The 13,736-nt window shown below is 72.3% G+C and carries 14 protein-coding genes; 5 read left to right on the top strand and 9 right to left on the bottom strand.

Annotated features, from left to right (window positions below):
- The first annotated feature begins 335 nt into the window (after positions 1-335).
- Entirely contained in the window at positions 336-1,127 is a 792-nt protein-coding gene (locus ACFY5B_RS05710; protein ID WP_389964955.1) for a S16 family serine protease, read from the top strand.
- On the opposite strand, the gene ACFY5B_RS05705 is transcribed toward ACFY5B_RS05710, so the two are convergent.
- The 7 genes from ACFY5B_RS05705 to ACFY5B_RS05675 are packed head-to-tail and all read right to left on the bottom strand — an operon-like array spanning position 1,124 to position 6,089.
- A complete protein-coding gene (locus ACFY5B_RS05705; protein ID WP_389964952.1) occupies positions 1,124-1,294 on the bottom strand; it encodes a hypothetical protein in 171 nt (56 codons plus the stop codon). The two genes, ACFY5B_RS05710 and ACFY5B_RS05705, sit on opposite strands and share 4 nt — an antisense overlap.
- A 13-nt stretch (positions 1,295-1,307) precedes the next feature.
- Positions 1,308-1,883, bottom strand: a complete 576-nt coding sequence (locus tag ACFY5B_RS05700) for an ArsR/SmtB family transcription factor (protein WP_389964949.1) — start codon at positions 1,881-1,883, stop codon at positions 1,308-1,310.
- A 51-nt stretch (positions 1,884-1,934) separates the two neighbouring features.
- Positions 1,935-2,897 carry a glycine betaine ABC transporter substrate-binding protein gene (locus ACFY5B_RS05695; RefSeq protein WP_389964947.1) on the bottom strand — a complete coding sequence of 321 codons (963 nt, stop codon included), beginning with the start codon at positions 2,895-2,897 and terminating at the stop codon, positions 1,935-1,937.
- The gene (locus ACFY5B_RS05690) at positions 2,894-3,703 is read right to left on the bottom strand and encodes an ABC transporter permease (protein WP_389964944.1); all 810 of its coding nucleotides are present in this window, start codon (positions 3,701-3,703) and stop codon (positions 2,894-2,896) included. Before ACFY5B_RS05690 ends, ACFY5B_RS05695 begins: the two co-directional genes overlap by 4 nt.
- Entirely contained in the window at positions 3,700-4,959 is a 1,260-nt protein-coding gene (locus ACFY5B_RS05685) for a betaine/proline/choline family ABC transporter ATP-binding protein (protein WP_389964941.1), read from the bottom strand. The genes ACFY5B_RS05690 and ACFY5B_RS05685 overlap by 4 nt, the downstream gene beginning before the upstream one ends.
- Positions 4,952-5,599, bottom strand: coding sequence for an ABC transporter permease (locus ACFY5B_RS05680; RefSeq protein ID WP_389964938.1), 648 nt, complete (start codon positions 5,597-5,599; stop codon positions 4,952-4,954). Before ACFY5B_RS05680 ends, ACFY5B_RS05685 begins: the two co-directional genes overlap by 8 nt.
- Positions 5,600-5,618: 19 nt before the next feature.
- Complete coding sequence (locus ACFY5B_RS05675; RefSeq protein WP_053669862.1) at positions 5,619-6,089, bottom strand: Lrp/AsnC family transcriptional regulator; 471 nt, start codon at positions 6,087-6,089, stop codon at positions 5,619-5,621.
- Between the two features lie 123 nt (positions 6,090-6,212).
- On the opposite strand from ACFY5B_RS05675, the gene hppD reads away from it, so the two are divergent.
- Positions 6,213-7,358, top strand: a complete 1,146-nt coding sequence (hppD, locus tag ACFY5B_RS05670) for a 4-hydroxyphenylpyruvate dioxygenase (RefSeq protein WP_389964934.1) — start codon at positions 6,213-6,215, stop codon at positions 7,356-7,358.
- 51 nt (positions 7,359-7,409) lie between these two features.
- Here the strand turns inward: hppD and ACFY5B_RS05665 are convergent, their stop codons facing one another.
- Positions 7,410-8,834: a tetratricopeptide repeat protein gene (locus tag ACFY5B_RS05665; protein WP_389964931.1), complete on the bottom strand. Its 1,425-nt coding sequence runs from the start codon at positions 8,832-8,834 to the stop codon at positions 7,410-7,412.
- 91 nt (positions 8,835-8,925) lie between these two features.
- Between ACFY5B_RS05665 and ACFY5B_RS05660 the strand changes: the two genes are divergently transcribed.
- Complete coding sequence (locus tag ACFY5B_RS05660) at positions 8,926-10,341, top strand: FAD-binding oxidoreductase (RefSeq protein ID WP_389964928.1); 1,416 nt, start codon at positions 8,926-8,928, stop codon at positions 10,339-10,341.
- An 11-nt stretch (positions 10,342-10,352) separates the two neighbouring features.
- Here the strand turns inward: ACFY5B_RS05660 and ACFY5B_RS05655 are convergent, their stop codons facing one another.
- Positions 10,353-10,763 (bottom strand): SsgA family sporulation/cell division regulator, encoded by a 411-nt coding sequence (locus tag ACFY5B_RS05655; protein ID WP_389964925.1) that lies wholly within the window; start codon positions 10,761-10,763, stop codon positions 10,353-10,355.
- Positions 10,764-11,009: 246 nt separating this feature from the next.
- On the opposite strand from ACFY5B_RS05655, the gene ACFY5B_RS05650 reads away from it, so the two are divergent.
- The gene (locus ACFY5B_RS05650) at positions 11,010-12,911 is read left to right on the top strand and encodes an RDD family protein (protein ID WP_389964922.1); all 1,902 of its coding nucleotides are present in this window, start codon (positions 11,010-11,012) and stop codon (positions 12,909-12,911) included.
- 60 nt (positions 12,912-12,971) lie between these two features.
- The gene (locus ACFY5B_RS05645) at positions 12,972-13,718 is read left to right on the top strand and encodes an RDD family protein (RefSeq protein ID WP_389964919.1); all 747 of its coding nucleotides are present in this window, start codon (positions 12,972-12,974) and stop codon (positions 13,716-13,718) included.
- Positions 13,719-13,736: the final 18 nt, after the last annotated feature.

Raw genomic sequence — 13,736 nt, 5'->3', positions numbered from 1 at the left:
ACGGCTGGCGGCTTCCCGCACCGGCGCGGGCTGCCTTGCCCCGACGGCCGGTGGCTTCCCGCACAGGCGCGGGCTGCCTTGCCCCGACAGCCGGCGGCTTCCCCGCACCGCGCGGGACGCCTTGCGCTGCTGACCTGAGCTTCCCTGAACCGGCGCGGGCCGCCTTGCGCCGACGGCTGGCGGCTTCCCGCACCGGCGCGGGCTGCCTTGCCCCGACGGCCGGTGGCTTCCCGCACAGGCGCGGGCTGCCTTGCCCCGACAGCCGGCGGCCTCCCTGCTCGGGCCCCGGACGCCCTGGTCCCGGGGGTATCTCCCTCCCGCGTTAGATTGATCCCGTGTTCTCTCGCCTCACGCGCCCCCAGGCCATCGCCGTCTGCGCCCTGCCCGTCGTGGCCCTGTTCGCGACGGCGGTGTTCGCGCCGCTGCCGTTCTCGGTGGCGCAGCCGGGGCTGACGGCGAACGTGCTCGGCGAGAACAAGGGCGCGGAGGTGATCACCATCTCCGGTGCGCCGGTCCGGGACACCCGGGGCCAGTTGCGGATGACCACCATCGAGGCGACCTCCCCGGACACCCGGGTCTCGCTCCCCGACGTCATCGACAGCTGGTTCCGTACCGACCAGGCGGTCATGCCCCGCGACTCCGTCTACCCGAGCGGGGACAACGTCAAGGAGATCGAGCGGCACAACGAGAAGCAGATGAAGGAATCCCAGGACGCGGCGACGCAGGCCGCGCTGGGGTACCTCGGCCTCGACGACAAGGACGTCGAGGTCAGCCTGAAGCTCGCGGATGTGGGCGGCCCGAGCGCGGGGCTGCTCTTCTCCCTCGGGATCATCGACAAGCTCGACGGCGACGGCACCGGCGGGGACCTCACCGGCGGCCGGGTCATCGCCGGTACGGGCACGATCGACGCGGCCGGCCGGGTCGGTGCGGTGGGGGGCGTCGCCCTCAAGACCCAGGCCGCGAAGCGGGACGGGGCGACGGTGTTCCTGGTCCCCAAGGCGGAGTGCGGGGACGCTCGCGCCGAGCTTCCCAAGGGGCTGCGGCTGATTCCGGTGACCACGCTGAGGAGCACGGTGAGTTCACTGGTGGCCCTGGAAACGGGGAAGGGCTCCGTCCCCAGCTGCTAGAGGGCGGGCACCGGCCCGGGCCGGGTGGCGAGCTTCAGCCCGACCTCTATGAGGGCCCAGCCCAGACGCGTACGGAGTTCGGGACGGTGCGCCGGACGGGGTCCGGTCTCCCCACGGAGTTCGGCGGCGCGGGCGTGGTGCAGGGCGAGGTGGATGTCCGGGTGCATGAGTGATGGCCTTTCACAGCGTCGTCTGGCTGGGGAAGACGTGCGTGTGGACGCGTACCGTCTCGGCGTCCGGAGTGCCCTCGGGCGCAGGGCGGTAGCTCTGTATGAGGTCGTGCATCTTGCCGACCAGCTCACGGGCGAGTTCGGGAGTGAGCCGCAGCGTGAAGTCGCTGAGGTCCGTGGCGCCGTCCCATTCCTCGCCCCATTCGCTCGTGTTGCCGAGCCAGGTCGAGATCTCCCTGGTGTGCGCGTTGGCGATCTCGTACCGGAACAGGGCGACGGCTCCCCGCACGGCCGGATCCGGGTCCTGGATCAAGGTCTCGTCGATCTGGACGCCCCGGTCCATCGCCTTCCACCAGCGCTCCCGTCCCTTGCCGCGCTCCGGGTCGTCGGCGACGAAGCCGTGTGCGGCGAGTTGCCGCAGGTGGTAACTGGTCGCGCCGCTGGACTCACCCAGTTTCTCCGCCAGTTGGGAAGCAGTGGCAGGGCCGCCGCGCCGCAGTGCGACCAGCAGCTGCATCCGCAGAGGATGAGCCAGGCCGCGCAGTGAGCGGGCGTCGAGCAGACGGGGAGCCGGTTCGTCGGGCATGCATCCAAAGATAGCGTTGCAAAGCCTCCTTTGCAACGGTCTCTTTGTAACTCACTCCTCGACGAACCCCTCCTCCACCATCCAGTCCAGCGCCACCTGGTGCGGATCCTCCCCGTCCACGTCCACCTTCGCGTTCAGCGTCCGCGCCACGGAGTTGTTCAGCTTCGCCGTCACCGGGTTCAGGACCTCCGCGATCGCCGGCCACTCCTTCAGGGACCTGGCGTTGATCATCGGCGCGGCGTTGTAGTTGGGGAAGAACTTCTCGTCGTCGTCCATCACCGCCAGGTCCATCGACTTGATGCGCCCGTCGGTGGTGAACACCTCCCCGTACGCGCAATTGCCCTGCGCGGTCTGCGTGTAGATGATCCCGGTGTCCATCTGCGTGATGTTCCGCGCCGGGACGTCCATGCCGTAGGCGTTCTGCATGCCGGGCAGCCCGTCCGCCCGGTTCGCGAACTCGACCTCCACGCAGAGCTTCACGGCCCCCGGGTCGGACTTCGCCAGCTTCGCCACCTCCGACATGGTCCTCGTGCCGTACTTCTGCGCGTTCTGCTGGTTCGTCGCCAGCGCGTAGGTGTTGTCGAGCTTCGACGGCGGCAGCCAGACCAGCCCGTTCTTCGCGTCCTCCTTCCGCACCGCGTCCCACTGCTCCCGCGGATCGGTGATCGGCTTGCTGTGCCCGAGGTACGTGATCCAGGCCGTGCCGGTGTACTCGTACCCGGCGTCCGCCTCGCCCTTGCGGACCGCCTCGCGGCTGCCGACGGAGCCCTGGATGCCGGTGCGGTCGATGACGTCCGCGCCGGCCGCCTCGAAGGCGATGCCCATGATCGAGCCGAGGATCAGCTGCTCGGTGAACGACTTCGACGTCACCGTCAGATGCGCGCCCTTCAGCGGCTCACCCCGGCCGATCGAGCCCGGCTTCACATCGTCGGTCAGGGGAGAGCCACTGGTCAGGCCGCACCCGGCCGCTGCCAGCAGCAGGCCGGAGCACGCCAGGCACCTGCGCCTCCTCATGGCTGCAACCCGCGCGGGCGCAGCAGCAGTTCGACGATCGACGCCAGCCAGTCCACCAGCAGCGCCAGCACCACCGTGAGGACCGATCCCAGCACCAGCACCGGCATCCGCTGGTTGGTGATCCCGGTGGTGATCAGCACCCCGAGGCCGCCGCCCCCGCCGAAGACCGCCAGGGTCGCCGTACCGACGTTCAGGACGAGGGCCGTGCGCACGCCCGCGAGGATCAGCGGGACCGCGAGCGGGAGTTCCACCCGGGCCAGCACCCCGGTGGGGGACATGCCGATGCCGCGGGCGGCCTCCAGCAGGGTCGGGTCGTTCGCCTTCAGGCCCGTGATCGTGTTGGAGAGCACCGGCAGGACGGCATAGATGATCATGCCGATCAGGGCGGCCCTGCGGCCGATGCCCAGCCAGATCACCAGGAGGGCGAGCAGGCCGATCGCCGGGGTCGCCTGGCCCGTGTTGGCGAACGCCATCGCCACCGGGGTGGCCCTGCTCATCGCCCCGCGGGTCAGCAGGATGCCCAGCGGGATCGCGATGATCAGCACGAAGAACGTGGAGATCGCGGTCAGTTGGATGTGCTGCCACAGCGCCTTGGTGACCTGACCGCCCGACAGGGCGTTGCGGGTGAGCGCGTCCAGGTCGGCCTGCTGGAACCAGAGCCAGGTGGCGAGCAGCACGGAGATCAGGGCGACCGGCAGGAAGGTCAGCTTCTGCCAGGTCAGACGGGCGGGCGGGCGCTCCGCCGGGGGCGCCTCCTCGACGGTCTCGGAGGTCTCCCCGACCTCCCCGGCCTCCGTGACCGTCACCGCCCTCCTCCCGGGGCGCCCACGCCCGCCGGGCCCGCGGCCCCCTCCTGCTCCGCGTGCGTCTGCGAGGCCCGCAGCGACTCCAGCTCGTGCTGATGCTCCATCGCGTCGAGCCGGTCCGCCTCCAGCATCTCGTGCACGGAGTTCATCAGGGTCTCCATGTCGACGACGCCCGTGTACTCCCCGCGCCGCCCGGTCACCGCCACCCGCCCGGCGTTGTCGGTGAGCACCGCCTCCAGCGCGTCCCGCAGGGTCGCGTCCCGGGTGACCGTGTCGCTCACCAGGGTCCCGGCGCGGGCCAGTGAGCCCCGGGCTCGCATCAGGTCACCGCGCCGCAGCCACTTGTAGGGACGGCCGCGCCGGTCGAGCAGCAGGATCTCGTTGCTGCCGCTGGTCCGCAGCCGGTTGAAGATCTCCTGCAACGGGTCGTCGACCGTGACCGTCGGATAGTCGGTGATCTCCACGTCCCGTACGCGGGTCAGGTTCAGGCGCTTCAGCGCCGCGCCGGCGCCCACGAATCCCGACACGAAGTCGTCCGCCGGGTTGGTGAGGATGGCCTCGGGGGTGTCGAACTGCGCGATGTGCGACCGCTCGCGCAGCACGGCGATCCGGTCGCCGATCTTGATGGCCTCGTCGAAGTCGTGGGTGACGAAGACGATCGTCTTGTGCAGCTCGTGCTGCAGGCGGATCAGCTCGTCCTGGAGGTGGTCCCGGGTGACCGGGTCCACCGCCCCGAACGGCTCGTCCATCAGCAGCACCGGGGGATCGGCGGCCAGTGCCCGGGCCACGCCCACGCGCTGCTGCTGTCCGCCGGAGAGCCGGCGCGGGTAGCGGCCGTGGAACTCCCCGGGGTCGAGGCCGACGAGGTCGAGGAGTTCCTCGGTCCGCTCCTTGATCCGTGCCTTCGGCCAGCCGATCATCCTCGGGACGATCCCGATGTTCTGCGCCACCGTCATGTGCGGGAAGAGCCCGGCGGACTGGATGGCGTAACCGACCTTGCGGCGCAGCTTGACCGGGTCCATGTCGGTGACGTCCTCGCCTCCGATGCGGATGCGGCCGCCGGTCGGCTCGATCAGCCGGTTGATCATCTTGAGCGTGGTGGACTTGCCGCAGCCCGAGGGGCCGACGAGGACGACGACCTCGCCCGCCTTGATCTGCATGCTCACGTTGTCCACGGCCGGTTGCGCACTGCCCGGATAGCGCTTGGTCAGGCTCTCCAGTTCGATCGAGGCGCCGCGGTCACCGGTCTCAGGCACGGATCCCCCTGGGAATGGTCAGCCGTCCGATCAGGACGTAGGCGGCGTCGAACAGCAGCGCCAGGATGATGATGCCGAGCGTGCCCGCGAGGACCTGGTTGAGCGCGTTGGCGCTGCCCAGCGAGGCGAGGCCGCGGAAGATGACGTTGCCGAGGCCCGGGCCGGAGGCGTACGCCGCGATGGCCGCGATGCCCATCAGCATCTGGGTGGAGACCCGGATCCCGGTCAGGATCGGCGGCCAGGCCAGCGGCAGCTCGATCCGCAGCAGCCGGGCCGGCCGGGACATCCCGATGCCCGTGGCCGCGTCCACCAGCGCCGGATCGACGCCGCGCAGCCCGACGATCGCGTTGCGCACCACCGGCAGCAGCCCGTACAGGGTCAGCGCGATCACCGTGGGCGGCACGCCGAGGCCCACGAGGGGGATGAGCAGACCGATCAGGGCGAGCGCCGGCACGGTCAGGACGGTGGCGGTGGTCGTGGTCGCGAGGTTCCCGGACCATTCACTGCGGTAGGTGACCACGCCGATCAGCACCCCGAGCGCCGTCGCCACGACCATGCACTGGAAGACCACGCTCGCGTGCTGGTAGGCGTCCGTGAGCAGCTGCTGGTGCCGGTTGACCAGGTACTCCCAGAAGTTCATACGCGCTCACCCCTACACGTCAGGTCTCCTCCGCGGCCTGCTCCACGAGCGGGATGATCCGCAGCGGAACGGGGTTCTCCATGACGATCGCCGTGGAGGCCCGGACGATGCCATCAAAACCGACGACCCGGTCGATCACACGCTGGAGATCGGCGTTGGAGCGGGCCACGAGGCGGCACAGCATGTCCCCGGTGCCGGTGGTGGTGTGCAGCTCCAGCACCTCCGGCACGGTCGCCAAGTGGGCCCGCACGTCGGGCCCTTGCCCCTGCCGGATCTGCAGCGTCGCGAACGCCGTGACGGGGTAGCCGAGCGCCGCCGGGTCCACCTGCGGACCGAATCCCCGGATGACTCCGTTCGACTGAAGCCGGTCCAGCCGCGCCTGCGCGGTGCCCCGGGCCACCCCCAGCCGCCGGGACATCTCCAGCACCCCGATCCGCGGCTCCCGGGCCAGCAGCAGAATGATCCGGCCGTCCAGATGATCGATCGCCACCGCAGCCTCCCGGCATGGTCATCCTGTACAGAAGAGCCGACGATACGGCCGTATCGCTGAACAGATTGCCCAGCCGAAACGCAAACTATTGCGCACCTTGCCGGGCGGGGAGACCCTGCGGCTATGACGCAGACCACACACCACACTCCCGACACCGCCCGGCAGGCCGACCCCTTCCCGGTCAAGGGAATGGACGCGGTCGTCTTCGCCGTGGGCAACGCCAAGCAGGCGGCGCACTACTACTCCACCGCCTTCGGCATGAAGCTGGTCGCGTACTCCGGACCGGAGAACGGCAGCCGCGAGACCGCTGCGTACGTCCTGGAGAACGGCTCCGCCCGCTTCGTCCTCACCTCGGTCATCAAGCCCACCACCGAGTGGGGCCACTTCCTCGCGAAGCACGTGGCCGAGCACGGCGACGGTGTCGTCGACCTCGCCATCGAGGTCCCGGACGCGCGCGCCGCCTACGCCTACGCCCTGGAGCACGGCGCCCGCTCGGTCGCCGAGCCGTACGAGCGTAAGGACGAGCACGGCACGGTCGTCCTGGCCGCCATCGCCACCTACGGCGAGACCCGCCACACCCTCGTCGAGCGCTCCGGCTACGACGGCCCGTACCTGCCCGGCTTCGTCGCGGCCCAGCCGATCGTCGAGCCGCCCGCGCAGCGCACCTTCCAGGCGATCGACCACTGCGTGGGCAACGTCGAGCTCGGCAAGATGAACGAGTGGGTGGGCTTCTACAACAAGGTGATGGGCTTCACGAACATGAAGGAGTTCGTGGGCGACGACATCGCCACCGAGTACAGCGCCCTGATGTCGAAGGTCGTCGCCGACGGCACGCTCAAGGTCAAGTTCCCGATCAACGAGCCGGCCATCGCCAAGAAGAAGTCCCAGATCGACGAGTACCTGGAGTTCTACGGCGGCGCGGGCGTGCAGCACATCGCGCTGAACACGGGCGACATCGTCCAGACGGTCCGCACGATGCGCGCGGCCGGCGTCGAGTTCCTCAACACGCCCGACTCCTACTACGACACGCTGGGTGAGTGGGTCGGCGAGACCCGGGTCCCGATCGACACCCTGCGCGAACTGAAGATCCTCGCCGACCGCGACGAGGACGGCTACCTGCTGCAGATCTTCACCAAGCCGGTCCAGGACCGCCCGACCGTCTTCTTCGAGATCATCGAACGCCACGGCTCGATGGGCTTCGGCAAGGGCAACTTCAAGGCCCTCTTCGAGGCGATCGAGCGCGAGCAGGAGCGCCGCGGCAACCTGTGACCCGATCGCCCCACCGAGCTCGTGCGGGTGTCACGGGGCACCCGCACGAGCTCACGGCCGGGCCATCTCCGGCACCCCTACGTCCGGCGGCTCGCCCAACGCCTCGACCGCCGCCCGCGCCGCGGGTGCCTGCAACGGGGAGAAGTGCGGGTTGATCCGCAGCGCCTCCCCGAGGTGGCGGCGGGCCGCGCCGTAACGCTTCAGCTCCCGCTCGATCATGCCCCGGTGGTACATGGACACCGCGTCGCACATCCCGCCCCCGCGTTCGGGGTCCGTCGCCACCAGCGCGAACCGCAGCGCCTCCTCGGGTTCCCCGGCCCGGTGCAGCGCCCACCCCAGGGCGTCGGCGACCTCCGTCGCGGGCTGGCGCCTCCACTCCGCCCGCAACCGCCGTACCGCCTCCTTCGGATCGCCGTGATCCGCCTCGAACCGCCCCAGCACCACCTGCTCGTCGGCCCCGCCCGCGGCAGCGCCCCGCACCCGCTCCCGCAGCAGGCCGTACTGCACCCGGGCCGCCCGGGGCTCGCCCAGCGACTCGTACAACTCGCCCAGTTCCAGGGCGTACTGCGGACGCGGCTGCCCGGCGAAGGCCGCCCGGTAGGCGCTCAGGGCCTCCGCCGACCGGCCCAGCGCCGCCAGGGCGCGACCCTGCCCGGCCTGCGCGGCCCGCTGGTCGGGGTCGAGGCGGACCGCCTCCCGGAAGTGCCGCAGCGCGACATCGGGATCCCCGCGTTCGAAGGCCAGTCGCCCGGCCCGCTCCAGATGCGCGGCCCGCTCGGCGGGAGCCCGCGCGCCCGCCGCCGCGTCCGCCAGCGAGGCCGCCGCGTCCTCCAGCCGGCCCCGGTCCCGGTAGGCGGCCGCCACCCTGACCCGCGCCCGCACGGCCGGGCCGGAACGCAGTCCGGTCAGCCGGTCCCGCGTCCGCTCGGCCGCCTTGTACTCACCGAGCCCTGTGTATGCCTCGACGAGCAGCGGATACGTCGTCCACCGCCGCGGCTCCAGCCGCAGCGCCGCCTCACCCCACCGGCGCGCGGCGGCGAAGTCCCGCCGGGCGTTCGACAGCGCGGCAAGACCCACCAGGGCCGCGGTGTTGCGCCGCGGCCGCACCGTCAGCGACATCCGCAGCGCCTTCTCCGCCCGCGGGTAGTAGGCCGGGTCGGCCAGGCGGCGCCCCCGCTCCACATAGGCCGCCCCGAGCACCGCCCAGGACGCGGCGTCCCCCGGCCGCTCGCGCACGGCCCTGACCCGCTCGTCGATCAGTACCGCCAGGTCCGGCAGCGCGGCCGGCGCCCCCCTGCCGACCGCCGCCATGGCCGACGCCCCGGGAGACGGCGCAGCGGGCCCGGCGGCCCGCTCCCACGGCAGCAGCACCAGCACCCCGCCCAGCACGGCACACCCCGCGACGGAGGCGATCAGCACCCGGCGGCGTCGCACGCTTCTCTCCTGCCGCTCCGGGCCCTCCCGCTCGTTCTCCATGGCGCTCACTGTGCGTCAGTACGACGACCACACCCGGGCAGCCGAAGGGAGCCGCCGACGGGTTCACACCGATGGCCCCGGGTGCGAACCTGTGATCATGAGCCGTATCGAAGCGCCCCGCTCCGAGGACACCGCAGCGACCGGCGACCTCGTGGACCTGCTGCTCGGCGGCCTCCCCGCCGAAGCGGTCCTCACCGATCCCGACGTCACGGCCTCCTACGCCAACGACATGGCGAGCTTCTGCCCGGCCGGCCGCCCTGCCGTGGTCGTGCTGCCCCGCACGACCGAGCAGGTCCAGCACGTGATGCGCACGGCCACCGCCCTGCGCGTCCCCGTCGTCCCGCAGGGCGCCCGCACCGGACTGTCCGGCGCCGCCAACGCCTCCGACGGCTGCATCGTGCTGTCCCTGACGAAGATGGACCGGATCCTGGAGATCAATCCGGTCGACCGCATCGCCGTCGTCGAGCCCGGAGTCGTCAACGCCGCCCTGTCCAGGGCCGTCGGCGAACACGGCCTCTCCTACCCGCCGGACCCTTCCAGCTGGGAGATGTGCACCATCGGCGGCAACATCGGCACCGCCTCCGGTGGCCTGTGCTGCGTCAAGTACGGGGTGACCGCCGAGTACGTCCTCGGCCTCGACGTCGTCCTCGCCGACGGCCGCCTGATGTCCACCGGCCGCCGCACCGCCAAGGGCGTCGCCGGCTACGACCTGACCCGGCTGTTCGTCGGCTCCGAGGGCTCGCTCGGCATCGTCGTACGGGCCGTCCTCGGACTGCGCCCCAAGCCGCCCGAGCAGCTGGTGCTGGCCGCCGAGTTCGCCTCCGCCTCCGCGGCCTGCGACGCCGTGTGCCGGATCATGGAGGGCGGCCACGTCCCGTCACTCCTCGAACTCATGGACCGTACGACGGTCAAGGCCGTCAACGACATGGCGCAGATGGGCCTCCCCGAGAGCACCGAGGCCCTGCTGCTGGCCGCGTTCGACACCACCGCCCCGGCCGCCGACCTCGCCGCAGTCGGAGCGCTCTGCGAGGCGGCAGGCGCCACCCAGGTCGTCCCCGCCGACGACGTGACCGAGTCCGAACTGCTGCTCCAGGCCCGCCGGTTGTCGCTCACCGCGCTGGAGGCGGTCAGGGGCGTGACGATGATCGACGACGTGTGCGTGCCGCGCTCCCGGCTCGCCGAGATGCTCGAAGGGGTGGACCGGATCGCCGAGAAGTACCAGCTCACCATCGGTGTCGTCGCCCACGCGGGCGACGGCAACACCCACCCGACGGTCTGTTTCGACCCGGCGGACCCCGACGAGTCCCGGCGCGCCCGCGAGTCCTTCGACGAGATCATGGCACTCGGCCTGGAACTCGGCGGCACCATCACCGGCGAGCACGGCGTCGGCGTCCTGAAGAAGGAATGGCTGGCGCGCGAGATCGGCCCCGTGGGCATGGAGATGCAGCGGGCCGTCAAGCAGGCCTTCGACCCGCTGGACATCCTGAACCCGGGCAAGCTCTTCTGAGGCCCTGCCCCTCACTGGGCGAGCAGCTGGGCCAGCTCGTCGTCCAGCCCGAGCTGCTCACCCTCCGTCCCCGGCGGAACCACCCGCAGCGTGCGCTCCAGCCAGGCCGACACCGCTGCCGCCGGAGCCTCCAGCAGGGCGTCCCCGTCGGGTGAACTCAGCGCCATCAGCACGACGCCGCGCCCCTCGGTCTTCGTCGGCCACACCCGCACGTCCCCCTGCCCGCAGGGGCGGAACACGCCCTCCACGAGCAGGTCCCGGGCGAACGTCCAGTACACCGGGTGCTCGGTGTCGATGTGGAAGGTGACGTGGACGGCGTAGGGGTCGTCGGTGAGATACCCGAGCCGGGCAGGCACCGGGATCCTGCGTTCGGGCGACAGGACGAGTTTCAGCTCCAGTTCCCGCTCCACGACGGTGTGCATGGCGGTCTTCCCTTCTCCTGACGGTTGCCCGTGCGGGCCGGTCAGCAGGAGAGAGCGGGTCGTGGCCCCGGCATTACGCGCCTTGCCGGAAGTTTTTTTCGCACGGGGATCCGCCGGAGGGGTGCGGTGCGTAGCACATCGGTGCTCGAAAGGGGCGGGTCCGGTGGGAGCGGCGGTGGGGCTTGCGCACGTCTGATAGATGTGGAGGCCCCCATTTGGCCCCCGAGCAGATACGGGACGACGGACATGAGCGCCCCAACCCCGGCCCCCGGTGACGACAGGCCCCGCGAAGGGTATTACCCGGACCCTTCCATTCCTGGATATGTCCGGTACTGGAACGGTGCCTCCTGGGTGCCGGGCACCAGTCGGCCGGCACCGGGGGAGGGCGAGTCGCTCGCGCCACCGCCCGGAGCGGGGGCGGCGCAGCCCGGCTCGGTCGAGGAGACCGGTCCGCACTTCTTCGACGAGGACCCGGTCGAGGAGCCCTCCGCGTCGCCGTCCGCCGCCGACGCGCAGCACGGCAGCCGTCCCGAACCGGCCTCCGCCTGGGGCGCCGACCGCTCCCGGCAGTCCGGCTTCGGCGGTGGCCAGGACCGCCGTGTCTCGTGGGGCGCGCCGCAGGGGGCACAGGGCGCGGCCCCGCAGGGTGCCCAGGGCGGCGATCCGAGGCTGCCGCACGCCGACCGGCGGCCCGACGGGGAGCCGGCCCCCGCCGACGGCACGGCGGACGCCCCCCTGGCCGACCGGGAGGCGCAGGCCGCGGCGGGGGGCAGCACGTTCGTGTTCCGCCGCCCGGCGGGGGAGCCCGGGGCAGGGGCGGCCCCGGCCGATGCCCCCGACGACGGCACGATGACGTTCCGCGCGGTGTCCCCGCGCCCGGGCCCGGCCGGTGGAGGTTCGCAAGCGGCCGGGGGGCCCGGGGCCGGGGACCGTGGCGCAGCCGGTGCCGCGTTCGGTGCGCAGGGCGGGGCCGGGGGTTCCGGCTTCGGGCCGGCCGGGTCCGGTGGCGAACCGGCGGCGTCCGGTTCCGGCGGGCAGGCCGGGGCGGTCGGTGCCGGTGGCTCAGGGGGCAGTTCTTCGGGTCCGGGCTTCGGACCGGCGGGTGCGGGCGGCCCGGGCAGCGGTCCGGCGGCGTCTGGGTTCGGCGCGCAGGGCAGGGCCGGCGGTTCCGGCTTCGGGGCGGCCGGTGGCGACTCGGCGGCGTCCGGTTCCGCAGGGCAGGCCGGGGCACCCGGATCCGGCTTCGGGCCGGCCGGCCCGGGCAGTGGCCCGGCGGCATCCGCCTTCGGCGCGCAGGCCGGGCCGGCCGGTTCCGGGAGCGGCTCCGCGGGACCCGGCTTCAGTGCCGGCAAGGCGGCCGCCGCCCGGGCCTCCGCCGCGCAGGCAGCGGCCGGGAGCGCCGCCGCCCCGGCCTCCGGGGCCGCCCCGACGGCACTGTCCGGACCCCAGGCCGCCCCAACGGTCCCTCCGCAGTCCGGCGGGCCCGGCAGCGCCCAACCCGCCGCCTCCGCCGCCCCTCTCAGCCCCGGGCCCGGCGGCGGCCAGTCCTCCTGGGCGCAGCAGGTGCATCGGCTCGCCGGGTCCGGCGGCGGTGACGAGCAGCCCGTCGCGCCCTGGAAGCCGCCGGTCGAGGACGTGTTCCAGGCGGCTGCCCGGCGCCAGGCCGAGGCCCGCCCCGCCGGACTCGGCAAGCGCCTCGTCGCCCGGCTGCTGGACACCGTCGTCCTCGCCGCTCTCACCGCCACGGCGGCCGTACCGCTCGGCACCAAGGCGATCGACCACGTCGAGGAGAAGATCGACGCGGCCAGGCTCTCCGGCGAGACCGTCACGGTCTGGCTGCTCGACGGCACCACCTCGGTCTGCCTCGGCATCATCCTGGCCGTCCTGCTGCTCGCCGGTGTTCTGTGCGAGGTGCTGCCCACCGCCAAGTGGGGCCGCACCCTCGGCAAGAAGCTGATGGGCCTCGAGGTGAGGGACATCGAGGGGCACGATTCCCCGGAGTTCGGCGCGGCCCTGCGCCGCTGGCTGGTCTGCTGCGTGCCCGGGCTCCTCGTCGTCGGGATCGTCGGCATGGCCTGGTGCCTCTTCGACCGGCCCTGGCGCCAGTGCTGGCACGACAAGGCAGCGCACACGTTCGTGGCGGGCTGAGCTCCCTCGGACAGCCGTCTGCCGGATGCGGAGGCCGGGGGTTCGCGGTCGACTCGGCCCATGAGCAGTGAACCGCCCCCCGGCTCCGGTCAGGAGCCCCCGGACGACGACCCCTTCCGGAAGCGTCCCCCGGACGAGCCGCCCGGTGCGGGCGGGGGCTCGCCCCACGGCAGCGAGCCCCCGCCGTACGGGGGCGGCCCGGGCGGCCCCGACGGCCCTGGCGGTGGCCCGGTTGGCCCTGGCGGTGGCCCGGGCGGCGGCTTCGGGGGCGGTCCACCGGGCGATGGTGGTCCCCCCGGCGGCGGCCCCTACGGCGGTGATCCGTACGGCGGCGGCTCCTACCCCACCGACCCCCTCGCCGGCATGCCCCCGCTCGGCGACAGCGTCATGCGCACGCTCGCGCGCATCATCGACATGATCCTGGTGGGTGCCGTCGTCTGGCTGCTCACGTGGGGCTTCGCCATCAACGAGTACGACGTGGACAGCGACCGCCAGATCAGCAAGTCGTTCTGGCAGGCGCTGGTCTTCGCCGTGCTCTACGTCGCCTACGACACGGTTCTGACAGCGAGGAACGGCCAGACCCTCGGCAAGAAGCTGCTGCGCATGCGCGTGGCCAACCTGGAGAACGGCGAGACGCCCTCCGTGCCGAACGCGCTGCTGCGTGCCGCCGTGCTGTGGGTCCCGTTCGCCTTCTGTTGTCCCTGTGTCTGGTTGGTGGTCTCCGGCGGCTGGAGCTACTTCGACCGGCCCTACAAGCAGGGCCTGCACGACAAGGCGGCCAAGACGGTCGTGGTCAGCACCAGATGAGACACCTGGGGAACAGCT

This window comes from Streptomyces sp. NPDC013187, from assembly GCF_042899705.1.
In the GTDB taxonomy this organism is placed as follows: Bacteria; Actinomycetota; Actinomycetes; order Streptomycetales; family Streptomycetaceae; genus Streptomyces; species Streptomyces hawaiiensis_A.
This window is presented reverse-complemented; position numbering and strand designations above follow the sequence as displayed.